The following is a 22535-nucleotide window of genomic DNA, read 5'->3' as shown; positions in this document are numbered from 1 at the left end:
CATGTCACTGGTCGCCGAAACCCTCTCCCCGGCAGTGAGCCCCGCGAGCGATGGCGGAGCGCCCGCGTCCCGCGCGCGCGCCGCCCTGGAGCCCGTCCCCCTCGTGCAGGGGGAGCTCTCCCTGCGCCAGCTGGACGACGACATCTTCCGCCCGATGGAGTCCTTCCCCACCCGGCGGTGGTGGGTGGCGATCTCCATCACCGGCGCCATGGCCGGCATCTACGCGGTGTCGCTGGTGTGGACGGTGCTCTTCGGCATCGGCACCTGGGGCAACAACCAGCCGGTGGGCTGGGGCTTCGGCATCATCAACTTCGTCTTCTGGGTGGGCATCGGCCACGCCGGCACCCTCATCTCCGCCATCCTCTACCTCCTGCGGCAGCGCTGGCGGACGGGCATCGCACGCTTCGCCGAGGCCATGACCCTCTTCGCGGTCTTCTGCGCGCTGCAGTTCCCGCTCCTCCACACCGGGCGGCCCTGGCTGGCCATGTTCTGGCTGATCCCCTACCCGAACGGCCAGAGCATCTACCAGAACTTCACCTCGCCCCTGGAGTGGGACGTCTTCGCCGTCGGCACCTACGGCCTGGTCTCGGCCCTCTTCTGGTACGTCGGCCTGATCCCCGACCTGGCCACGGCCCGCGACCGCGCCAAGCACCCCCTGCGCAAGCTCGTCTACGGCCTGCTGAGCCTGGGCTGGACCGGCTCCCACCGCGCCTGGCAGCACTACGAGAAGGCCTACCTGCTGCTGGCCGGTCTGGCGACGCCGTTGGTGCTCTCGGTGCACTCGGTCGTCTCCTTCGACTTCGCCGTCTCGGTGATCCCGGGCTGGCATACGACGATCTTCCCGCCCTACTTCGTCGCCGGCGCCATCCTCAGCGGCTTCGCGATGGTGGCCACGCTGATCATCCTCCTGCGGCGCTTCTTCCACCTGGAGCACATCATCACCACGGACGCCGTGGAGCTGATGAACAAGATCGTCATCGTGACCTCGCTGATGGTCGGCTACGCCTACGCGATGGAGTTCTTCACGGCCTGGTACTCGGGCGTGGCCGCCGAGCGCTACGTCTTCCTCAACCGCGCCCTGGGGCCCTACGCCTGGGCCTACTGGACCATGGTCATCTGCAACGTGGTCGTGCCGCAGTTCCTGTGGATCAAGAAGGTCCGCCGCAACGTGTGGCTGATGTACCCCATCGTGCTGCTGGTGAACGTGGGCATGTGGTTCGAGCGCTTCGTCATCGTCATCACCAGCCTGCACCGCGACTACCTGCCCAGCAGCTGGGGCATGTTCAAGCCCACCCTGGTGGACGCCGGCCTGATGGTCGGCAGCTTCGGCATCTTCCTCACGCTGATGCTCATCTTCTGCCGGCTGCTCCCCACCGTGGCCAGCACCGAGATGAAGGCCCTGCTGCCGGGCTCGCAGCCGCAGCACTAGGAGACGCGAGATGACCACCCCGAACACAGAGAGCAGCGAGCGCGTCGTGGGCACCGTCGGCCTCTTCGACGACGTGAACGATCTGATGAGCGCCGCCGCCGCCGTGCGCGACGCGGGCTACAGCCGCTGGGACTGCCACACGCCCTACCCGGTGCACGGCCTCGACGGCGCGATGGCCCTGCGCCCCTCGAAGCTGTCCAGGGTCGCCCTCACCTTCGGCGGCATCGGCTTCCTCTGCGCGATCGCCCTGCAGGTGGGCGTGGGCTCCTACCAGTACCCCACCAACATCGGCGGCAAGCCCTTCATCCCCTGGCCGGCCCTGGTGCCCATCATGTTCGAGGTCTTCGTCCTCTTCTCGGCCCTCGCCGCCGTGGGGTCTCTCTTCTGGATGGGCCGCCTCGGGCGCTGGCACTCGCCGCTGCACGACAGCGACGTGGCGCGCCTGGTCTCCTCGGATCGCTTCGCCGTGGTGCTCCACGCCGACGACCCGAGCTACGACGAGGCCCGGGCCCGCGAGCTGCTGGAGCGCAGCGGCTGCGAGGACGTCCGCCCGCTGGTGGAGCGTCAGGACGACGAGCCACTGCTATGAAGCGTTTCTACGATCTCCTGGCGGGCCTCGAGCCCCGCTGGTCGCCCAACCTCTTCAAGGCGGCGCTGCTGGTGCCGGTGATCCTGGCCTTCGTGATCCCGGTGGGCCTGGTGGCGCTGCCCTTCGTCGAGTTCTTCAACGGCATGGCCGCCCAGCCCAAGGGCAAGGCCCAGATGACCTACGGCCGGCGCTTCGACGCGGCCGGCGTGGGCCAGCTGGTGGCCCGGGACCCCGTCCCCGGCACCGTGGCGCGGGAGCAGCCGCGGCCCTACTCCCTCCTGCACCTCCCCGCCGACGAGCAGGGGGCGGCGCAAGCCGGAGAGCTGCTGGTGAGCCCCCTTCCCGTCAGCGTCGAGGACATGCGCGAGGGCCAGAAGATCTACGGCATCTACTGCAAGGTCTGCCACGGCGACCGCGGACACGGCGACGGCAGCGTCATCGGGCCCGAGCGCTTCCCGGCGCCGCCCTCGCTGCACACCGACAAGGCCCGCGGCTACGCCGACGGGGCCCTCTTCCACATCCTCACGCGGGGCAAGGGGAACATGCCCTCCTACGCCAGCAAGCTCGACGAGCAGGAGCGGTGGCAGGTGATCCAGTTCCTGCACGCCCTCCAGCGTTCCGAGACCCCCCAGCCCGAGGATCTGCCCTGATGAAGGCGACGAAGAACGAACCCCTGCCGGCCGCCAAGGGCAGCCCGGGCCTCGGGCGCGGCGGCATCGCGCTGGCGGGCGTGGGCCTGACCTTGACCCTGCTGGCGCTGCTGGCCGACGGCGGCCTGGTGGCCGTGGGCTACGGCTACCTCTGGGGCTACGCCCTGGTGTGGAGCATCGTCGTGGGCAGCCTGCTCTTCGTGGGCCTGCAGCACCTCACCCACGCTCGCTGGTCCGTGGTCCTCCGGCGCGTCCCCGAGATGCTCTCCTCGCCGCTCTGGCTGGTGGCGCTCCTCTTCGTGCCGGTGCTGGCCTTCGCCCTGCTGCACGACCGCTTCCACCTCTTCCCCTGGGCCGACGCCGAGCTGATGGCGAGCGACCACCTGCTGCACGAGAAGTCGCCCTACCTCAACCTGCCCTTCTTCGTGATCCGGGCGGTGCTCTTCTTCGCCCTCTGGCTCTTCTTCGAGCGGCTCTTCGTGGGTACCTCCCTGGCCCAGGACCAGGGCAAAGTGGGCGCCGAGGCCACCCTGCGCCTGCGGCGCTGGTCCTCGGCCCTGGTGGCGCTCTTCGGGGTCACCATCACCTTCGCCGGCATCGACTGGCTGATGAGCCTCTCGCCGAAGTGGTTCTCGACCATGTTCGGCGTCTACGTCTTCGCCGGGATGTTCAGCTCGTCCCTGGCGGCCATCACCCTCGCCGTCGTCTGGATGAAGCGCTCCGGCCGCCTCGGCGAGGGGTGGATCCGCGACGATCAGCTCTACAGCCTGGGCGTGCTCCTCTTCGCCTTCGTCTGCTTCTGGGCCTACATCGCCTTCAGCCAGTTCATGCTCATCTGGTACGGGAACCTCTCGGAGGAGACCTTCTACTACGAGCAGCGCACGACCGGCGGGTGGCTCGTCCTCTCGGTGGTGCTCGCCCTCCTGCGCTTCGTGCTCCCCTTCCTGCTCCTGCTGCCGCGGCCCTCCAAGACCAACCCGCGGGTCCTGGTGCCCGTGTCGCTCATGCTGCTGGTGGGGCAGGCCGTCGACCTCTACTGGCTCATCGCGCCGCAGATGGACGCCAACGTCCCCGACGCCCTCCTGGTGAGCGGCGCGCTGCGCCCGCTGCTGATGCTGGGGCCGGTCCTCCTCCTGGGCGGCCTCGTCCTGCACCAGATCGCGCGCTTCCTGAAGAAGCACCCCCCGATGCCCGTGGGCGACCCGCTCCTCGAGGCGTCGAGGCGCTACATCCACCTCTAGAGGCCGACCATGCGCTCCGCACTGCCCCTCTTCATCCTCCTCGCCTCGCAGGCCGCGCCGGCCCTGGCCGCGCCGGCCGTGGGCGTCGACGAGCGCCTGGGCGAGGTCGCCGACATCGCCGACGTCGTGCTCGTCGACGAGGAGGGGCAGCCCGTGCGCCTGGGCGAGCTCATGGATCGCCCGGTGGCCCTCTCGCTGGTCTTCTACCGCTGCACCGGCATCTGCTCGCCCCTCCTGCAGGACCTCTCGAAGGCCGCCGACAACGCCGGCCTCGACGTGGGTGAGGCCTACCGCCTCGTCACCGTGAGCTTCGACCCCGGTGACACGCCGGAGCTGGCGCGCCTCAAGCGCGACGCCACCCTCCGCCGCATGAAGAAGACCGCGCCCGAGCCGGAGGAGTGGCGCTTCCTCACTGGCGATCAGGCGTCCATCGACCGCATCACCCAGGCGGTGGGCTTCAACTACACGCGCACCGAGGACGGCCAGGGCTTCAACCACCCCGGGGTGGTGGTCTTCCTCTCCCCCGAGGGCAAGATCTGCCGGTACCTCCACGGCCAGCAGTTCAACCCCCTGGACGTCCGCATGGCGGTGGAGGACGCCGCCGTGGGCCGGCCGCGGCCCCTCATGCGCAAGATCCAGCAGCTGTGCTTCGCCTACGACCCGGTCGGTCGCGCCTACGTGCTGCGCACCAACCGCATCATCCTCGCGGTGACGATGCTCTTCGCCTTCGGCTTCGGCATCTACCTGGTCACCCGCAAGCGCCGAGACGGCGAGCGCCGCGAGGACGGCGACGCGCGCCCGGGCCCGCGGCTCGCCGTCCCCGCGCCCCACCCGCCCCTGGCGAATGGAGACTGAAGTGATGTCCGCCGACGCCACCACCGACACCAGCTACCTCAACGCCGAGCGCGGCCTCTGGTCCTGGCTCACCACCACCGACCACAAGCGCATCGCCCTGCTCTACCTCGCGGGGATGATGTTCTTCTTCACCTTCGCCGTCCTGCTGGCGCTCACCTTCCGGCTGCACCTCTTCGATCCCGAGGCCGGCGTGCTGGCGCCGGTGGGAGCGCTGCTGGGCCTCGAGGATCCGGGCGAGATCTACAACCGGCTCCTGACCCTCCACGGCGTGGTGATGATCTTCCTCTTCATCATCCCCGGCATCCCGGCGGTCTTCGGCAACTTCTTCCTGCCGATCCTCATCGGCGCCGAGGACGTCTCCTTCCCGCGGCTGAACCTGGCTTCCTGGTACTTCTACGTCGCGGGCGGCATCCTGGCGCTCGTCGCCGTCCTCGGCGGCGGCGTTGACACCGGCTGGACCTTCTACGTCCCCTACTCGGTCAACACCGACGCCAACGTCGTCGTCCCCATGCTGGCGGCCTTCGTCCTGGGGTGGAGCTCCATCCTCACGGGCCTGAACTTCGTGACCACCGTGCACCGGCTCCGCGCCAAGGAGATGGGCTGGTTCCAGATGCCCCTCTTCACCTGGAGCCTCTACGCCACGGGCTGGGTGCAGATCCTGGCCACGCCGGTCGTGGGCATCACCCTCATCATGGTGCTCATGGAGCGCTACCTGGGCATCCCCATCTTCGATCCGGCCCGCGGCGGCGATCCCGTGCTCTACCAGCACCTCTTCTGGATCTACTCCCACCCGGCCGTCTACATCATGATCCTGCCGGCCATGGGCGTGGTCTCGGAGATCATCCCCACCTTCAGCCGCAAGACCATCTTCGGCTACAAGTTCATCGTCTTCTCGTCGATGGCCATCGCCGGCATCGGCTCCCTGGTGTGGGCGCACCACATGTTCACGGCAGGCATGGCCGACGTGGCGCGCATCGTCTTCAGCGCCCTGACCTTCCTGGTGGCGGTCCCCAGCGCCATCAAGGTCTTCAACTGGCTCGCCACCATGTACCGCGGCTCGGTGCAGCTGGCGCCGCCCATGCTCTGGGCCCTGATGTTCATCTTCCTCTTCGCCATCGGCGGCCTCACCGGCCTCACCGTGGCCAGCCTCTCCCTGGACGTGCACCTGCACGACACCTCCTACGTCGTGGCGCACTTCCACTACACGATGTTCGGCGGCACCGGCGTCATCTTCATCGCGGGCCTGCACTACTGGTGGCCGAAGATCTTCGGCCGCATGTACAACGCGCGCACGGCCACCGTGGCCGCGGTGCTCTTCTTCATCGGCTTCAACCTCACCTACATCCCCCTCTTCATCGCGGGCGGCCTCGGCATGCCGCGGCGCTACGCCTTCTACGTCGAGGAGTTCGCGAGCCTCCACCAGCTCTCCACCGTGGGCTCCTGGGTCATGGCGGGCTCGCTCCTGCTCGCCTTCGGCAACCTGGTGTGGTCACTGCGCCGCGAGACGCGGGCCGCCGACGACCCCTGGGGTGGCGCCACCCTCGAGTGGCGCACCGCCACGCCGCCCCCGGTCCTCAACTTCCACGGCGCCCCGGACCTGAGCCGCGGCGCCTACGAATACCCGGTGGAGGTCTCGGCATGAGCTCGGAAGCCGCCGTCCACGCCCACTACGATCCGGCCGCCAACCGGATCGGCATGTGGCTCTTCCTCTTCACCGAGGTCCTGCTCTTCGGGGCGCTCTTCATCGTCTACGCGGTCTACCGCGAGACCTACCCCGTGGAGTTCGCCCACGCCGGCGCCGAGCTCAACCGCGTGATGGGGACCGTCAACACCATCGTCCTGCTCACCAGCAGCCTGGCGGTGGCCCTCGGCATCGGCGCGCTGGAGCGCGGCGACAAGAAGCGCGCGGTGCAGGCCCTCCTGGCCACCCTGGCGATGGCGGGCGTCTTCTGCGTCATCAAGGCCTTCGAGTGGAGCGCCAAGATCGGCCACGACATCTACCCGTCCTCGGAGACCATGCTCCTGAAGCCCGTGGGCGAGCAGATCTACTTCGGGCTCTACTTCGCCATGACCGGCCTGCACGCCCTGCACGTGGTCATCGGCGCGGGGGTGCTCCTCCTGGCCATGCGCCGCGTGCAGCGCGGCACCACCTCGGCCGCGCGCCCGGACTTCCTCGTGAACGCGGGGTTGTACTGGCACCTGGTGGACCTGGTGTGGATCTACCTCTTCCCCCTCTTCTATCTCATCCACTGAGCTCGGAGTGACTGTGGACAGCCAAGAACACGGCGCGGTGGTCAGCAACGACCTCTACGTGAAGGTCTGGGGCGCCCTCCTCTTCCTCACGGCCGCCACGGTGGGGGTCTCCTACCTGGCCCTCGGAAACATCACCGTCCTGGCGGCGGTCATCATCGCCTCCGTCAAGGCCGGGCTGGTGACCCTCTACTTCATGCACGTGCGCTACGAGCGGCCCCTCTACGTGTTCATGATCGTGGCCGCCCTGGGGTTCCTGGGGATCTCCCTCGGCCTCATCTTCGTCGACTACTCCTTCAGGTGAGCCATGTTCTCTTCTGAGACCTCGGAAATCGCCCGCGCCGTCGACCGGGCCATGCTCCTCATCGGCGGCACCTCGCTGCTGCTGCTGCTGGCCATCACCGCCGTCATGGTCTTCTTCGTGGTGCGCTTCCGGCGCTCCAGGAGCACGGTCACCTCGCAGAACGACGGCCACCTCTGGCTGGAGATCACCTGGTCGGTCGTGCCCACCATCATCGTCGGCTGGATGTTCTTCGTCGCCTATGACGGCTTCGCCCTCATGCGCGCGGAGCCGGAGAACCCGCTCATCGTGGAGGTGACCGGGCAGCGCTGGGTCTGGAGCTTCCACTACGCCGAGGAGAAGGTGGACACCACCGAGCTGGTGGTGCCGGTGGGACGCGCCGTGAAGCTGAAGCTGCAGGCCCCCGCCGGTGACGTCCTGCACAGCTTCTTCCTCCCCGAGTTCCGGGTGAAGGAGGACGTGGTGCCCGGCAAGAAGAGCTGGATGTGGTTCCTGCCCGAGGAGGAGGGGGAGTCGCACATCTTCTGCGCGGAGTTCTGCGGCAAGGATCACTCGAAGATGATCAGCCGCCTGCGGGTGGTCTCCGAGCAGGCCTACGAGGACTGGATCCTGGAGCGAAAGGCCGAGCAGAACCGCCCGGTGCAGCTCGAGGACGTCGTGCCGCCCGTCGCCGACGCGGAGGACTGGCGCAGCGAGGCCGCCCTGCTGGCCAAGGCCGAGCCGCTCTACAAGACCTTCTGCGTCTCCTGCCACGGGCCCGCCGGCGACGGCAGCGGCATGCCCGGCGTGGCGCGCAACTTCACCCAGGCCGAGGGCTGGAAGCGCAGCCCGGCCGAGGTGGACGTGTTTCGCACCCTGCATGCCGGCGTCCCCGGGACCCCCATGGCCGCCTACCCCAACCTGAGCTCCTGGCAGAAGATCGCCCTGGCCAAGTACGTGCAGGGCTTCGCGCCGCAGAAGCCCGAGGACACGTCGGAGGCCTGGGCGGCCCTCATCAAGGAGCTGTCGCTGGACCAGGTGGCGCCGGTGCAGAAGACCCTCCCGCTGGAGCGCGCCATGGAGCTGGTGGCCGCGGAGTCGAAGCCGTGAGCCGGTCGGAGCAGAGCGCGACCCGGCCCGGCCCGGTGAGGAGGGCCCTGGCGCTCCTGGCCGAGCTCACCAAGGTCCGCATCACGATCATGGTGACGCTGACGACGGTCACCGGCTTCCTGCTGGGGCCGGCCGCCGCCTGGGGGGAGAGCCTCCTCTGGGCGCTGCTGGGGACCTTCGTGCTCTCGGCGGGCGCCTCCGCCCTCAACCACGTGCAGGACGCCCGGGTCGACGCGCGCATGAAGCGCACGGCGCAGCGCCCCATCCCCGGCGGGCGCATCAGCCGCGCCGGGGCGCTCTACCTCGCGGTCCTGCTCTCCCTCGGCGGCCTGGCCCTGCTGGCCTCCATCCCGCAACACGGCAACCTCGCCGCCCTCCTCGGGGTGGCGGCGCTGCTCTGCTACAACGCGGTCTACACGCCCCTCAAGCGCGTCACCGCCTTCGCCGTCATCCCCGGCGCCGTGATCGGCGCCCTGCCACCCCTCATCGGCTTCGTCGCCGCCGGTGGCAGCCTGCTCGACCCCTACATCGGCCTGGTGGCGGTGTTCTTCTTCCTCTGGCAGGTGCCCCACTTCTGGCTGCTGCTGCTGATGTTCGGTGAGCAGTACACCGACGCCGGGCTCCCCTCCCTCAGCACGAAGCTGGGCCGCGAGCGCCTGGCGCGCCTGACGGCCCTGTGGAGCCTCTCCACGGCCGTGGCCGGCGTGGCGGTGGCCGTGGCCGCCTTCTCACCGCTGGCCCCCGTGCTGCAGGTGGTGCTGATCGTGGCCTCGGTCTGGCTCGCCCTGCGCTCCCTGCGCCTGCTGGGCAGCGCCCCCCTCCAGCGCGGCGACGCCGGCCGGGCCTTCGGCCGGATCAACGTCTACGCCCTGGTCATGATGGCCTGTCTGTCCTCCTCGGCGCTCTTCTAGAGCGCCCCCCCCCGGGGGCCGCCGACCGCCACGCGCCCTACCCGGGTGCGTGCGCCGGGTGGCACCCCGAACCGACCCAGAAGCCCGGATTCGGCCTCTGGCGGCCCGATCCACCCACCGGAGGGATTGGCCTGACCACTGCATTGGCTGGAGCCGGCGTCACCGCGGGGTGACGCGACGGGCTGTGAACCAGCAAGGGTGGAGGAGATCCCATGGTCGGGAAGACGGTAGGGGTGTGTTCGAGGGCGGGTGGTCGTTGGGCGGGAGCCCTGCTCGTCCTCTCACTGCTGGCGCTGCCGGGCGCCGCGGACGCCGAGGGCGCGGTGGCGGAGGGGCAGATCCTCCGCATCGAGGGTCCGGAGGTCTACGTCGATCTCGGCCGGCGGCGCGGTGGGGTCCCGGGTCGGGAGGTCTCCCTCTTCCGCGTCCTGCGCGTCCCCGATCCGAAGACCGGCGACACCCTCGAGGATCGCTTCTTCGTCGCGAGCGGCACCATCGCCGAGGCGGGGGAGCAGCTCGCCCGCCTCGAGGTCGAGCCCAGCGTGGCCACCCTCCTCTCCCTGGGCGATCGGGTCACCCTCGGCCCCCGCCCCCCCGCGCCCGCGCCGGCCCCGGCCGAGGCGCTCCCGCTCGTGGCGGTCGCCACGCCGGCCGTGCCCCTCGGCGCCCCGGTCACCGAGGCGCCTCCTCGCCTGGAGTGCCCGCCCCCGCCCCCGGAGCGGCCCAGCCTCGGACCGGACGGCCAGGCCTTCCGCCGCGCCTTCGCCGCTGCCGCCGAGGGCGATCTGACGCGGCGCGAGCTGGCCTGGCAGGCCTTCCTGCGCGAGCACCCCGACTCGGATCTGGCCGGACCCGCGCAGCGCGAGCTCGAGTCCCTGAAGGTGCTCCGCGGGCAGCTCTCGGAGGTCCGCCACCGCATCGAGGCGCCGGCCGGTGAGACCCTCGCCCGGGCCGCGCCCGTCGCCACCGAGGGGGAGCCGGTCCCGGTGAGCCTGACGGTGGATCGCCCGGAGAAGGTCAGCGGCGCCCTCCTCCACTACCGCGCCACCGGGGAGGAGGAGCTGAAGCTCGCCCGGATGCACCCGATCGGCGCCTCGACCTACGTCGCCGAGATCCCGGCCAGCGAGGTCAGGACGCCCTCGATGGACTGGCAGGTCTCCCTGCAGCTCGAGGGGGACGAGGTCGACACGGCGGTGGGCGAGCGCGGCTCGACCCGGCTGGCGGTACACAAGGCGCCCATCGCGCCCGACCGCTCGGGCCGCTCCTCGGTGCGCCTCGCCTACGAGTACGTCGACTTCTACCGCTTCGAGAACGCCGACCGGTACTCGCACTTCACCGCCGACTTCCTCTACCGGATCCGCGCCCGGGCCGGCAGCGGGGAGGGCGCGCTGGTCTTCCACTCCATCCGCGCCGGCTACGGCGGCTACCACGGCCGCGGCGGCGACACCCAGGCCATCGAGGCCGCCGACGGCGACCCCACCACCGACTTCGAGGACGTCACCGAGGTCGTCGGCTTCAACTTCGGCTACACCGAGCTCGAGTTCCACTTCTCCCCCTACGTCGGCATGATCGCCCGCGGCCTGGTCGGCATCGACCGGGGCGGCATGGCGGGCGGCGGACAGTTCCGCCTTCGCCTCGGCCGGGAGGAGGGCACGAACCTCCAGCTGGGCGCGCTCTCCATCGGCGGCCTCGGCGAGACCTACCTGCTGCAGCTCTCCTGGGACACCGTGCCCCGGATGCCGATGAGCGGCCGGGTCGAGGTGACCACCCACCCGGTGGTCGAGAGCGACATCGGGGTGCGGCTGATCTACGAGGCTCGCTACGAGTTCACCCCCTGGTTCGAGCTCGGCGGGCAGGTGGGCTACGGCCTGCGCAACATCAACCACGGCGGCCTCTCGGCCGGCGTGTCCACCGTCTTCAACTGGTGAAGGAGACGACGATGAAGCTCATGCAAGCGAAGAAGACCATCCTGCTCCTCGCCGCCGGCCTCGCCCTCGGGGCGCTGCCCGGGCTCGCCCGCGCCGAGGAGGCGCCCGCGGCGCGGCTGATCCACGTCCCGCCCCACCACCAGGAGCCCGAGCAGGCGATCGAGATCGAGCTCGGCGCCACCGACGCCGCCGCGGTCACCGAGCTGCGCCTCCACTGGCGCCGGATCGGTGAGGCGGAGTACCAGACCCTGCCCTTCGGGCGGGTGCCCGCGGGTGACTTCCTGGCCCGGATCCCGGCCGAGGCGGTGAAGGTGCCCGGCGTCGAGTACTACCTGGCGGGAGAGTCGGGGCCCTACGCGGGGCCGCAGTTCGCCAGCGCCGAGGCGCCCTTCCGGGTGCGGGTCCGCCAGAGCCAGGACGAGCGCCTCCACGAGCGTCGCCTCGAGGCCCTCCAGGGCAACCGCTCCCGGGCCAACGCGATGGTCGAGTACGTGGACTTCGGCCGGCGGGCCGTCCCCACGGCCGACCCGCTGCCGGACAACTACTTCCAGATCCAGCTCGACTTCACCTACCGCTTCGTCGGCGCCCTCGACAGCATCCGGGTGGGCGGCGTCCGGCTGCGGGCCAAGGGGGTCCAGGGCGGCCTCGACAGCGGCCCCCTGGTCGGGCTCGACGCCGGCTTCGACTACGGCTTCGGCGAGGTGGCCTTCGCCCTCCACGAGTACTTCGGGCTGACCGGGCGCCTCGTCCTCGGCGCCAACGCCGAGCGCTTCACCGGCGGCGCGCGGGGCGAGCTGCGCATCGGCCGCGACCCCGGCACCCACCTGCGGCTCTGGGCCGGCCACGTCGCCCGGGTCGGAACCCAGACCGGGCTCGAGCTGCACTGGGCCACGGTGCCGCAGGTGCCGATGGCCGCGCAGGTGGAGGTCACCAGCTGGCCCCTCAACGGGCTCTCGGCGGTGCGCCTCGCCTACCGGGCCGAGATCCCCCTGGGCACCTCGGTCGAGCTCCAGCCCCAGCTCTCCTACCAGGCCCGCGGGGCGCAGTTCGGCGGGCTGGGCCTCGCCCTCGGCCTCGCCTACGAGTTCTAGGAGGAGCGACCATGCGATCCCTCCTCGTCCTCCTCGCGCTCCCCTCCCTCCTCGCCGCGCCGGCCCTCGCCACGCCCGAGCCCACCCCGCTGGTCCTGCTGCCCATCCACGGCGGCGAGGGCGTGAGCGCGGCCGAGCTGACCCAGCTCGAGCGCGAGCTGCGAGAGTCCATCGCCGGGCTGCGCCACTTCCGGCTCATCGACGGTGATCAGCTCGAGCCCCTGGGTGCGCCCTGCCGGGCCGACCTGGGCTGCGTGCGCGCGAGCCTGCCAGCGGTGAGGGGCCGGCTCATCCTCGACCTGCGGGTCGAGCGCCTCGGCAAGGTGCTGGCGGTGGATCTTCGGCTGGTGGAGCCGGCGGGCCCCATCGAGCGCTGGCGCTCCACCCTCTCACCGCGGCGGGCGCCCGCAACCCTCGGCAAGGCCGTGACCACCCTCCTCCAGCCCCACGCCCCCGACCTCGTGCTCTACCGCTGGGCACGGGCGGGCGGTGACGCGGGGGCGCGCAACCGGCTGCTGCGCGACTACCCCGACTCGGCCTACGCCCGGGCGCTGCTGCGGCCCGCCCCGGCGACGGCCCCGGCCGTCGCCGAAGAAGAGGCCGCGCCCGGCGAGCCGGACTGGCTGGGCGCGATCGTGGACTAGCGGCCCCTACTCGCTGTCCTGATCGTCGTCGCAGTCGAGGCTGTAGACGCCCTTCGCGGCGTCGCAGGCCTCCTGCGGCACGCCCCGGCGCATCATCCCATTGGGGAAGGTGCAGCAGGGCTCCTCGCTGGCACCCGCCTCACCGGGGGCGGCCTCCGCGGCGGGGGGCTCGGCGAGCTTCGCGTCACACTTCGGATCGAAGGTGCCGGCGCTCTCCTTGCACTCCTCGGCGGTGAGCCCCTTCATGCGGTTCCCGTCGGAGAAGACGCAGCAGGTGTTCACCTCGGCCGCCGGGGCGGCGGCCACGACGGGCGCCGGCGCGGGCTTGGGCGGCGCCGGCGGCGGGGGCGGCGTCGCCGAGGGGTCGAAGGCGAGGGGCTCGAGGTCACCGGCCTCCGGCTTCTTCTCGCCGGGACAGGCGGCGGTGAGCGAGAGGACGAGCAGGGCGAACAGGGCTCTCTTCATGGTGTTCTCCCCCAGGCGAGGGTTCGAGGGTCGAGGGGTTCTTTTTATCAGAGACTCGCGGCGATGGCCTCGGCCGCCGCCACCGGATCCTCGGCGGCGCGGATCGGCCGGCCCACGACGAGGTGGTCGGCCCCGGCGGCCACGGCCTCGGCGGGGGTGGCCACCCGGGCCTGATCGCCGACGGCGCTGCCCGGCGGCCGGACGCCCGGGGTGACGATCAGCGCGTCCGCCCCGAGCGCCTCCCGCATGGCGGCGGCCTCCCGCGGCGAGCAGATGACGCCCGCGGCGCCCGCGCCCCGGGCGAGGCGCGCCCAGCGCAGGGCGGTCTCGGTGGCGCCGCCCTCCACTCCCAGGGCGCCGAGGTCGTCGTCCGAGAGGGAGGTCAGCACGGTGACCGCCATGATCCTCGGCGGCTCCTCGCCCACCGCGGCGGCCCCCTCGGCCGCGGCCTCGACGGCGGCGCGGACCATGGCCTCGCCGCCCGAGGCGTGCACGGTGAGCAGCCAGACCCCGAGGGAGCCGGCGACCCGGGCGGCGCCCGCCACGGTGTTGGGGATGTCGTGCAGCTTGAGGTCCAGGAAGATGCGGTGCCCGGCGGCCCCGAGCTCGCGGACGATCTGCTGGCCCTCGGAGAGGTAGAGCTCGAGGCCCACCTTCACCCCGCCGACCTTGCCCGCCAGCTTCCCGGCCAGGGCCACCGCGGGCTCGCCCCGATCGAAGTCGAGGGCGACGATCGTCCGCTCCTCGGGCCTCACGAGGCGAGCCGCTCCTTCAGGAGGGCCACCAGCGCCTCGGGGGAGGCGTCGACCTTCTCGACCTCGCTGCCGGCGCGGGCCTTCAGCTCGACCACGCCCTCGTCCAGGCCCCGCTTGCCGATGGCGATCCGCCAGGGCACGCCGAGGAGGTCGGCGTCCTTGAACTTCACGCCGGCCCGCTCCTCCCGGTCGTCGAGGATGGCCTCGAGGCCCGCGGCGGTGAAGGCCTGGTAGAGCTCCTCGCCCTTCTCCCTCACCGCGTCGTCCTTCATCTGCAGGGGCGCGATGTGCACCTGCGCCGGGGCGATCGCCGCCGGCCAGCGGATGCCGTCCTCGTCGTGGTGGAGCTCCACCGCCGAGGCCAGGATCCGCCCGACGCCGATGCCGTAGGAGCCCATGACGATGGGCAGCTCCTTGCCATCGTGGTCGAGGATGGTGGCGCCCATCGACTCGCTGTAGCGGGTGCCGAGCTTGAAGATGTGGCCGATCTCCAGGGCCTTGAAGATCCGCAGCTTGCCCTCCTCGCACTGGGGGCAGCCCTCGCCGGCGGTCACCGTGCGCAGGTCGGCGAAGGCCTTCACCGGGATGTCCCGGGCCACGTCCACGTGCTTGAGGTGGAAGCCGGTCTCGTTGGCGCCGGTGACCATGTCCCGGCGGCCCTTCAGGCAGGTGTCGGCGGTGATGGGCAGCTTGTCGAACTTCACCCCGCCGAGGGAGCCCGGCTCGGCGCCGAGGGCCTCGACGATCTCCTCGCGGGTGGCGGGCCGGAAGACCTCGGTGCCGGTGGCGCCGGCGAGCTTGGCCTCGTTGAGCTCGTGATCGCCCCTCAGGAGGAAGATCCGCAGGTCGTCCTCGACCCGGTAGATCAGGGTCTTGATCTGCCGGTCGGGCGGGGCCACCTCGGGGAAGGCCTCGGCCAGCTGGTCGATGGTCTCGAGACCCGGGGTCGCGAACTTCTCCGGCTCGGGGCAGGCGTCGGGATCCCCCGGCTCGGGCAGGTGCCCCACGGCCTTCTCGGTGTTGGCGGCGTAGTCGCAGGCATCGCAGGCGGCGACCAGATCCTCACCGGCGTCGGTCTCGACCATGAACTCGGCCGACTCCCGGCCGCCCATGGCGCCGGAGTAGGCCTGCACCATGTGGTAGGTCAGGCCGCAGCGCTCGAAGATCCGCTTGTAGGCGTCGCGCTGGGCGTCGTAGGCCACGTCGAGGCCGGCGGCCTCCACGTCGAAGGAGTAGGCGTCCTTCATGGTGAACTCGCGCACCCGCAAGAGGCCGGCCTTGGGCCGCGGCTCGTCCCGGAACTTGGTCTGGATCTGGTACCAGACCTGCGGCAGGTCCCGGTACGAGCGCAGCTCCTTGCGGGCGATCTCGGTGAAGACCTCCTCGTGGGTCATGCCGAGGCAGAGGTCACGGCCGCCGCGATCCTGCAGCCGGAACATGTTCGGCCCCATCACGTCCCAGCGGCCGGAGTCGTCCCAGATCTCCCGGGGGTGGATCGCCGGCAGGTGGAACTCCTGCGCGCCGATGCCGTCCATCTCCTCGCGCACGATCTTCTCGATCTTGCGCATCACCCGCCAGCCGAGCGGCAGCATCGAGTAGATGCCGGCGGCGAGCTGGCGGATGAAGCCGGCGCGCACCAGGAGGATGTGGCTGGGCACCACGGCGTCGCTGGGTGCCTCCTTCAGGGTGGGGACGAAGCTGCGGGTCAGGCGCATTTCGGGCGATCTCTCTTCGGGTTCGTTGGTTGAGGCGCGAGGGCTACTTGGTCTCGAGCGCGGCCAGCTCGCGATCGATGACTTCCTTGAACTTCTCCAGCGGCTGGGCGCCGGAGAGCTCGATGCCGTTGACGAAGAAGGCCGGGGTGCCGGTCACGCCCACGGCCTTGCCGGCCGCCAGATCCTCTTCGACCAGCTTCGCCTTCTCGCCACTGTCGAGGCAGGCGTCGAACTTCTCGGCGTCCATCCCCTCGATGGTGCGGGCGTGGATCTTCAGCTGCTCCACCTGGAGGGCCTTCTGGTTGGCGAAGAGCACCTCGTGCATCTTCCAGAACTTGCCCTGGTCGTCGGCGCAGGCCGCCGCCTCGGCCGCCTTGCCGGCGTTGGCGTGGAAGGGCAGCGGGAAGTGGCGGAAGAGCACGCGCACCTTCTCGCCGTAGATCGTGCGCACCTGCTGCACGACCGGCTCGGCGCGGCTGCAGTAGGGGCACTCGAAGTCGGACCACTCGACGATGGTGATCGGCGCGTCGTCCTTCCCGGTCTGAGGACCCTTGGCCTCGACCTGGATCCGCGGGGGCAGGAGCATCATCTGCACGTCGGCCCCGTCGCGGAGCGACTCGACGAGCTTGCCGAAGGCCTCCTGCTTCTTCTGCTGGTGGAGGAAGCCGACGATCTGGGGCTTCACGTCCTCGAAGCTCGCGGCGCCCATCCGGGGGTCGCTCTTGGCCTTCTCCCAGAAGGCGGCGACCTCCTCGTCGCCGGGCAGGGGCGTCCCCTTCTCGACGGCGGCCTCGACGAGGGCCTCCATGTCCTTCAGCCCGCGCTTCTTGGCCTCGGCGTCGAGGAGCTCCTTCACCAGCAGCTCCTCCAGCACGGACACCCGGATCTCGAACTTCTTGCGCTGGAACTCGCGCTCGGCGCCGACCAGCTCGGCCATCGCCAGCTCGTCGACCTCGCCGAGGGTGACCTTCCGCTCGCCGATCTTGGCGACGACGCTCGCAGGGTCCTCACCGGCGGTGGGCAGCGCCGGCGAGTGCGCGCCGCGGGCGGCGGGGGGCTCCTTCTTCTCGAGGCCGGCGGCGCTGCGCTTCGGATCGGGGCAGGCCGTGAGGAGGAGGGCGAGGGAGAGCAGGGCGACGATGCGGGTGACGAGCACGGGGATCTCCTTCGGATCTGCGCCGCCCCGGGACGTTCCGGGACCGCGAGAGCCGTCAAATTCGCCCGGCAACCTAGCCCGGACCGCCCCGGAGGTCACCTCGGAGGTGAAGGTGTATGATGCGCGGCCCGTGAGCGCGCCCGCCCAGTCCGAAGGAGGCTCCACCCTGGAGCCGAGCCCCCGGGGAGCGCTGCGCGCGCTGGCGGGCCGCCCCGGCGCGCTGCTGCTCCAGGAAGGGCCGATCACCCTCCTCTCCTGCGATCCCGCCGAGACCCTGCGGGTGGAGGCCGGCGAGGCCGTGCTGCCGGCCCTCGAGGGGATCCTGGCGGATCGCTCCTCCGGGGACCTCTGGTGCCTGGCCCTCTCCTACGAGGCCGGGCGCGCCCTCGTGCCGGGCGGGGGAGAGGCGCCGCCGGGCGAGTCGGTCCCCCGCCTGCTGGCCCACCGCTACCGGGCCTGGCTGGAGCTGCGGCCGGGTGAGGCCGCGCCCCGCCCCCGGGGCGAGCCAGAGGCCCGCGAGGCCCTCCTCTCCCTCCTCGGCGGGGCGCCGCCGGTGCCCGCCGGGCAGAGCGAGGGGGCGGCCCGGCGCGATCTCGACGAGGCCGCCTACGCCGAGCGCTTCGCGCGGATCCAGGAGGCGCTGGCCGCCGGCCGCTACTACCAGCTCAACCTCACCACCGCCCACCGCGCCCGCTGGGAGGGCGACCCCCTGGCCTTCTTCGAGCGGCTGGTGGGCGCGGGCGAGCTGCCCCTCCGGGCCGGCTACCTCGACGCGGGGGATCGGGTCATCGCCTCGGCCAGCCCCGAGCTGCTCGTCGAGTACGAGCCGGCCACCGGCGTGGCGGTCTCGGCGCCGATCAAGGGGACCTGCGCCAACGAGGGGAGCGACGCCGAGCGCCGCCGCCGCTTCGAGCGCCTGCGCCGCGACCCGAAGGAGCGGGCCGAGCACATCATGATCGTCGATCTGGTCCGCAACGATCTGGGCCGGGTCTGCCGGCCGGGCAGCGTGCGGCCGCGCCAGCTCTTCGAGCGGCTGGTCAGCGGTCCGGTGCAGCACCTCGTCACCCACGTGGAGGGCCTGCTCTCCCCCGACCACTCGACCCTCGAGCTCCTGCAGGCCCTGCTGCCCGGGGGCTCGGTGACCGGCGCGCCGAAGATCGCGGCGATGCGCGCCATCGAGGCGCTGGAGGTCGCGCCCCGGGGCTACTACTGCGGGGCCTTCGGTCGGGTGGGGCCGGCCGGGGCGCTCTCGCTCACCCTGCCGATCCGGACGGCGACGCTCACCCGGGCCGGGGACGGGCGCTGGGAGGTCGAGTACCCCAGCGGCGGTGGGATCGTCGCGGGCGCCTCGATGGAGCGGGAGCTGGCCGAGCTTGAGCTGAAGGCGGCACGCTTCAGAGGAGCGCTCGAGTGAGTGGTTCCGACGCCACTGACCCTCGGGAGGAAGAGGGAAAGGCCGCTGAGGCTGAGGCGGATGCTGAGGCTGAGGGGGGCGAGCGGGTCGAGGGGGGTGAAGGAGAGAGCCAGGGAGAGGCCGAGCACGTGGACGTGGACGAGCACGAGCACGGGGTGGAGGCGGGGCAGCCCTTGCCCCCGAGGCTGACGGCCCGCCTGATCATCGTCTTCTACGGCCTGATGATCGGGTTGGCCCTCCTGCTGGGCTGGCTCTTCGACGTGCCCTCCCTCTTCCACCTCCCGGGCGGTGCGAAGCTGCTGCCCGAGGGGCCGCTCTCCTGGGGCGCCGGCATCGCCCTGGGGCTGGTGGCCCACGGCCTCGGCGAGCTGGCCCGGCGGCGCTTCGAGTGGGCCCAGTCCTTCCACCAGCGGATGGCCGAGCTCCTCGGGCCGGTGAGCCACCCCTGGGTGGTGGTGGCGGCGGCGAGCAGCGGCTTCGCCGAGGAGCTGCTCTTCCGCGGCGCGCTCCTGCCCATCACCGGCCTGTGGTTCCAGGCCTTCCTCTTCGGCCTGGTGCACGTCGGCCCCGACCGCAGCATGCGCTTCTGGCCCTACTACGCCGCGGTGATGGGCGTGCTCTTCGGCGTGCTCTACCAGCAGTCGGGCAGCCTCCTGCCGCCGGTGCTCGCCCACTTCACCGTGAACTACTTCGGGCTCTCGGTGCTGATCAGAGATCGAGCCTCCGGGCCAGCTCCGTGACCCGCTGGTAGCCCTCCTCGCTGAAGAGGGTGCGCAAGGTGAAGGCGGCCCACTCGTGGTGGACCGGCCACCAGCGCTCGAGGAGCCCGGCGTCGGCGGGATCCGAGGCCGAGGCGAAGAAGCGCAGCCCCTCGAGCTCGTTCCACCGGGCGATGCGGTAGAGGTGGAGGCGGGTGCTCACCAGGATGGCGCTGCGGCGGCCGCGGGCGTGGAGCTGGGCGGCGGCGGCCTCCAGGTTCCCGAGGGTGTCGCGGGAGTCGTGCTCCAGGCTGATCCTCTCGGCGGGCACGCCCTGCTCGATCAGCCGCGCCTTCATCAACTCGGAGCCGGCGAAGTCCAGCCAGGGGAGGTTTCCCCCGACGCAGATCACCTCCCCCACCCGACCCTCCCGGTAGAGGGAGGCGGCGTGGTCGACCCGCTGCCGGGTGTCCTCGTTCAGGGTGTGTTCGTCGATCGAGTCCCCGAAGAAGACCACCGCCGCGTCGGCCCTCGCCGGCGGCGCCCCCGCGGCCTGCGCCGCCTCGACGTGGCGCAGGTAGAGCAGCGTCGCGATCAGATCGGCGAGGGGCAGCAGGAGCAGCAGGGCGAGGAGGAGGCGACGGCGGCGCATCGGACCGCACGCTACCACTCCGCCCGCCTGCTGGTAGGCTGGGAGGCGCGATGGATCCCGCAGCCCTCGGCGAGGCCCTCCTGAAGGCCGTCACCTTCTTCGACGCGGCGGAGGTCGAACGCCTGCTCGAGGCCGGCGCCGATCCCGACCACCGGGGGGAGGACCCTCCCGACTGCCCGCCGGGGGTGATGCAGCCGGTGACCCCGCTGACCCTGGTGATCTTCCGCATCTCGGACTGCGACCTCCTCGACGACGACCTGCGGGCCTTCGAGCGGATCGCCGCCCTTCTCCTCGCGCGCGGCGCCGATCCCACCGACGCCCTCCGGATGGCCGAGGAGCGCTACGGCGCCTTCCCGGCCGAGCGAGACCCGGAGGAGGACTGGCCCTCCCTCGCGGTCTGGCGCCGCCTCGTCGAGGCAGGAGCAGCGCGGTGAGGGCTGCGCTCGGGCTCTCGCTGCTCGCCGCCGCGCTCCTCGTCGCGGGCCCGGCCCTGGCCCGCAAGCCCCGGGGCAAGGCGAAGGTGGTGCGGACCCCGCTCGCGCGAGCGTGCGAGGACGTGAAGCTCGTCGAGCACGGCCTCGATCTGCTCGCCGCCCCGCTGGCCACCGAGGGGACGAGGCCCCGGGCCCTGCCGGCGCGCAACTACTCCGAGCTCGCCTTCGTGGCGGACGAGTGGCTGGCCCTCCGGGAGGTGGGCGCCCCCTCGGAGATCATGGTGATCAACGTCGACGGCGGCGAGCCGCTGCCCCTCTCCCCGCCCGGCCTCTTCTGCGGCGGCCTCGAGCGCACGGGCTTCGAGGACGGGGTGCGCTTCCACTGCCGGAAGCAGGACGCCGATCCCGAGCAGCGGCGCTTCTTCGTCGCGCGGCCGCCGGAGTGGAAGGCCGTGCCCGACGACGGCCTGGACTGGTCCTACACCCTCCGGGAGCGGGACGCGGCGCAGCTCGGCGGCCTGGGCCACGCCAGCCACGACGTCTTCCGGATGGCCAGCGGCCACCGGGTGGGGGTGCCTCGCCGGGGCTTCGGCGTGAGCACGCTGCCGCACCCCTTCCTCGCCTGGAAGCCCGGGAGCCCGAGGCTCCTCGCGCCGCCCGCGGACCTCGAGGCGCAGCACTACCCCGCCGCCTTCCGCGAGGCCCCGCGGGTCGCGGCGAGCCTGAAGGGCGGCGGGAGCGGCGCCGGAGCGGCCCTCCTCGTCCTCGACCTGGAGAAGGGGCAGACCCTCTGCGCCAGCCGGCCGCAGGGGCAGCCGATCACGGCCTACCTCGGCGCCTCCCGGGACCGCGCCCTCTTCCTGCGCGGCCAGCTCCCCATCTGGCGGCCCCTGGAGGTCCACCTGGCGGACCTCTCGACCGGCACCGACCATCATCTGGGGAGCGTTCCGGTAAACACCAACGCCCTCATCCGGGCGCTCCCGGACGACCGCTTCCTGCTGATCCTCCTGCCCGAAGACCCCCCTCGCACCTTCCGGGCCCACTTCCTCCTGGTGGACGGGCGCAGCCTCGAGGTGAAGAAGCTGAGCGAACCGGTCGGGGACATCCTCCACAACCTCTACGGCGTGGAGGTCTCGCCCGGCGGCGGGTGGCTGCGCTTCAACGACGGCCGCAGCCATCCCTGGATCCTCCCGATCCCTCGCCGGCCTTCCGTCCCCGCACCGTGATTGACACCGATTGACGCCTCGATCCGGGGGCTTGGCCGGGTGCGTAAGAATTGCGCCAAGCCTGGAATTTTCTTCGATTTTCGGGTGGCCAGGCTCGTTCGTTCGACTAGACTAAGCAGTGATCCGCCGAGGGGTCGGCGGGTCGCTCGACCGAACACATACAAGACTTTGTCTTGGGGGCCTTGCCGACGACGGATCCTCGTCCGTCGAGTCCGGATGTCTCGCTCATGGGGATGAGCGAGCGACCTTCCGGGCCGCATTGAGGATCGATCTCTCCGAAGCGGGTCCCCGAGCCGCCGTTCTCGCGCTCCATGCTCCAGGGGATCCTCCCATGAGAAGTCACGCTCCCTCTCGTTCTCTCGCCTTCGCCGGACTCCTCGCGCTCGCCGCCCTCGTGGCCCCTCGGACTGCACACGCGTGGCCCGCCAAGTACGCCACCTGCAGCCAGGGTGGCTGCCACGTGAACGTGGACGCGGACGCCGTGATCACCACCGCCGTCGATGGCGCCGCTGGCACCTCGGGCTCCACCACCCCCGGCGGGACCTTCGAGATCGACTACCGCTTCACCAACATCGCGGGCAACGGGGTCGTCGGCGTGCTGGCGGCCCTGCCCAGCGGGTGGACCATCGGCGTCGGCACCGCGAACAGCCCGGCGATCGCCGGCTGGAACAGCGTCTGGGACGTGAGCGGAGGTGAGACCTGGGACGCGACCCTCATCGCCACCTCAAACGTGTATGCGAACGCGCCGGATGGCTACACCCTCAGCTTCGACAATACCTCCTGGGACGCCGGCAACCGGAACTCGGCCTGGGACGATGGCTCCGCGGGTGATCTCGATGGCACCGCGAACAACATGGGCATGGACTTCACGGTGAGCGTCCCCGGCGGAGCGACCCCCGGCTCGTACGAGGTCTGGGTCCTGGGGGTCGGCCACGAGGGCAACAAGGCGCACAAGGCCCAGATGATCAGCGTGACCGTCGGAGCCGGCGGTGACTCCGTCACCCTGGGCGCGGGCACCGACCCTGCGGCGGCCCCGTCGGTT

General features: G+C 71.4%; 23 protein-coding genes. 18 read left to right on the top strand and 5 right to left on the bottom strand.

What is annotated here, in order from left to right; translation table 11 throughout:
* Position 1: 1 nt before the first annotated feature.
* From nrfD to P1V51_13475, 13 genes are all read left to right on the top strand, one after another.
* Positions 2 to 1429: a polysulfide reductase NrfD gene (nrfD, locus tag P1V51_13535; protein ID MDF1564065.1), complete on the top strand. Its 1428-nt coding sequence runs from the start codon at positions 2 to 4 to the stop codon at positions 1427 to 1429.
* A 10-nt stretch (positions 1430 to 1439) separates the two neighbouring features.
* Positions 1440 to 2018 carry a DUF3341 domain-containing protein gene (locus P1V51_13530; GenBank protein MDF1564064.1) on the top strand — a complete coding sequence of 193 codons (579 nt, stop codon included), beginning with the start codon at positions 1440 to 1442 and terminating at the stop codon, positions 2016 to 2018.
* Positions 2015 to 2668: a cytochrome c gene (locus P1V51_13525; GenBank protein ID MDF1564063.1), complete on the top strand. Its 654-nt coding sequence runs from the start codon at positions 2015 to 2017 to the stop codon at positions 2666 to 2668. The genes P1V51_13530 and P1V51_13525 overlap by 4 nt, the downstream gene beginning before the upstream one ends.
* Positions 2668 to 3909: a quinol:cytochrome C oxidoreductase gene (locus P1V51_13520; GenBank protein ID MDF1564062.1), complete on the top strand. Its 1242-nt coding sequence runs from the start codon at positions 2668 to 2670 to the stop codon at positions 3907 to 3909. Before P1V51_13525 ends, P1V51_13520 begins: the two co-directional genes overlap by 1 nt.
* A gap of 9 nt (positions 3910 to 3918) precedes the next feature.
* The gene (locus tag P1V51_13515) at positions 3919 to 4764 is read left to right on the top strand and encodes an SCO family protein (GenBank protein ID MDF1564061.1); all 846 of its coding nucleotides are present in this window, start codon (positions 3919 to 3921) and stop codon (positions 4762 to 4764) included.
* Positions 4765 to 4768: 4 nt separating this feature from the next.
* Positions 4769 to 6406 (top strand): cbb3-type cytochrome c oxidase subunit I, encoded by a 1638-nt coding sequence (locus P1V51_13510; protein MDF1564060.1) that lies wholly within the window; start codon positions 4769 to 4771, stop codon positions 6404 to 6406.
* The gene (locus P1V51_13505) at positions 6403 to 7017 is read left to right on the top strand and encodes a cytochrome c oxidase subunit 3 family protein (protein ID MDF1564059.1); all 615 of its coding nucleotides are present in this window, start codon (positions 6403 to 6405) and stop codon (positions 7015 to 7017) included. The genes P1V51_13510 and P1V51_13505 overlap by 4 nt, the downstream gene beginning before the upstream one ends.
* A gap of 37 nt (positions 7018 to 7054) precedes the next feature.
* A complete protein-coding gene (locus P1V51_13500) occupies positions 7055 to 7318 on the top strand; it encodes a cytochrome C oxidase subunit IV family protein (protein ID MDF1564058.1) in 264 nt (87 codons plus the stop codon).
* Between the two features lie 3 nt (positions 7319 to 7321).
* Positions 7322 to 8404: a cytochrome c oxidase subunit II gene (gene coxB, locus P1V51_13495; protein MDF1564057.1), complete on the top strand. Its 1083-nt coding sequence runs from the start codon at positions 7322 to 7324 to the stop codon at positions 8402 to 8404.
* Positions 8401 to 9315 carry a UbiA family prenyltransferase gene (locus P1V51_13490; protein MDF1564056.1) on the top strand — a complete coding sequence of 305 codons (915 nt, stop codon included), beginning with the start codon at positions 8401 to 8403 and terminating at the stop codon, positions 9313 to 9315. The genes coxB and P1V51_13490 overlap by 4 nt, the downstream gene beginning before the upstream one ends.
* Before the next feature lie 233 nt (positions 9316 to 9548).
* Positions 9549 to 11243 carry a hypothetical protein gene (locus tag P1V51_13485; protein ID MDF1564055.1) on the top strand — a complete coding sequence of 565 codons (1695 nt, stop codon included), beginning with the start codon at positions 9549 to 9551 and terminating at the stop codon, positions 11241 to 11243.
* An 11-nt stretch (positions 11244 to 11254) separates the two neighbouring features.
* Positions 11255 to 12334: a hypothetical protein gene (locus tag P1V51_13480; protein ID MDF1564054.1), complete on the top strand. Its 1080-nt coding sequence runs from the start codon at positions 11255 to 11257 to the stop codon at positions 12332 to 12334.
* Positions 12335 to 12345: 11 nt separating this feature from the next.
* Positions 12346 to 12978: a hypothetical protein gene (locus tag P1V51_13475; protein ID MDF1564053.1), complete on the top strand. Its 633-nt coding sequence runs from the start codon at positions 12346 to 12348 to the stop codon at positions 12976 to 12978.
* 6 nt (positions 12979 to 12984) lie between these two features.
* On the opposite strand, the gene P1V51_13470 is transcribed toward P1V51_13475, so the two are convergent.
* Genes P1V51_13470 through P1V51_13455 form a run of 4 tightly spaced genes read right to left on the bottom strand, consistent with a single transcriptional unit; the run spans position 12985 to position 17069 of the window.
* Positions 12985 to 13443: a hypothetical protein gene (locus P1V51_13470; GenBank protein MDF1564052.1), complete on the bottom strand. Its 459-nt coding sequence runs from the start codon at positions 13441 to 13443 to the stop codon at positions 12985 to 12987.
* A gap of 47 nt (positions 13444 to 13490) precedes the next feature.
* A complete protein-coding gene (pyrF, locus tag P1V51_13465) occupies positions 13491 to 14177 on the bottom strand; it encodes an orotidine-5'-phosphate decarboxylase (GenBank protein MDF1564051.1) in 687 nt (228 codons plus the stop codon).
* 17 nt (positions 14178 to 14194) lie between these two features.
* Positions 14195 to 15913 carry a proline--tRNA ligase gene (locus P1V51_13460; protein MDF1564050.1) on the bottom strand — a complete coding sequence of 573 codons (1719 nt, stop codon included), beginning with the start codon at positions 15911 to 15913 and terminating at the stop codon, positions 14195 to 14197.
* A 43-nt stretch (positions 15914 to 15956) separates the two neighbouring features.
* A complete protein-coding gene (locus P1V51_13455) occupies positions 15957 to 17069 on the bottom strand; it encodes a DsbA family protein (protein ID MDF1564049.1) in 1113 nt (370 codons plus the stop codon).
* Between the two features lie 130 nt (positions 17070 to 17199).
* Between P1V51_13455 and P1V51_13450 the strand changes: the two genes are divergently transcribed.
* Positions 17200 to 18483 (top strand): anthranilate synthase component I family protein, encoded by a 1284-nt coding sequence (locus P1V51_13450; protein MDF1564048.1) that lies wholly within the window; start codon positions 17200 to 17202, stop codon positions 18481 to 18483.
* Between the two features lie 134 nt (positions 18484 to 18617).
* On the top strand, positions 18618 to 19223 hold the full coding sequence (locus P1V51_13445) for a type II CAAX endopeptidase family protein (GenBank protein MDF1564047.1): 606 nt from the start codon (positions 18618 to 18620) through the stop codon (positions 19221 to 19223).
* Here the strand turns inward: P1V51_13445 and P1V51_13440 are convergent.
* Positions 19192 to 19833 (bottom strand): YdcF family protein, encoded by a 642-nt coding sequence (locus tag P1V51_13440; protein MDF1564046.1) that lies wholly within the window; start codon positions 19831 to 19833, stop codon positions 19192 to 19194. The two genes, P1V51_13445 and P1V51_13440, sit on opposite strands and share 32 nt — an antisense overlap.
* 50 nt (positions 19834 to 19883) lie before the next feature.
* Between P1V51_13440 and P1V51_13435 the strand changes: the two genes are divergently transcribed.
* The 3 genes from P1V51_13435 to P1V51_13425 form a co-directional block, all read left to right on the top strand.
* Positions 19884 to 20267, top strand: a complete 384-nt coding sequence (locus P1V51_13435) for a hypothetical protein (GenBank protein ID MDF1564045.1) — start codon at positions 19884 to 19886, stop codon at positions 20265 to 20267.
* A complete protein-coding gene (locus tag P1V51_13430) occupies positions 20264 to 21493 on the top strand; it encodes a hypothetical protein (GenBank protein MDF1564044.1) in 1230 nt (409 codons plus the stop codon). The genes P1V51_13435 and P1V51_13430 overlap by 4 nt, the downstream gene beginning before the upstream one ends.
* 331 nt (positions 21494 to 21824) lie before the next feature.
* On the top strand, positions 21825 to 22535 hold a 711-nt coding region (locus P1V51_13425), incomplete at its 3' end, for a hypothetical protein (protein MDF1564043.1).

It is taken from the genome of Deltaproteobacteria bacterium, assembly GCA_029210625.1.
In the GTDB taxonomy this organism is placed as follows: domain Bacteria; phylum Myxococcota; class Myxococcia; order SLRQ01; family SLRQ01; genus JARGFU01.
This window is presented reverse-complemented; position numbering and strand designations above follow the sequence as displayed.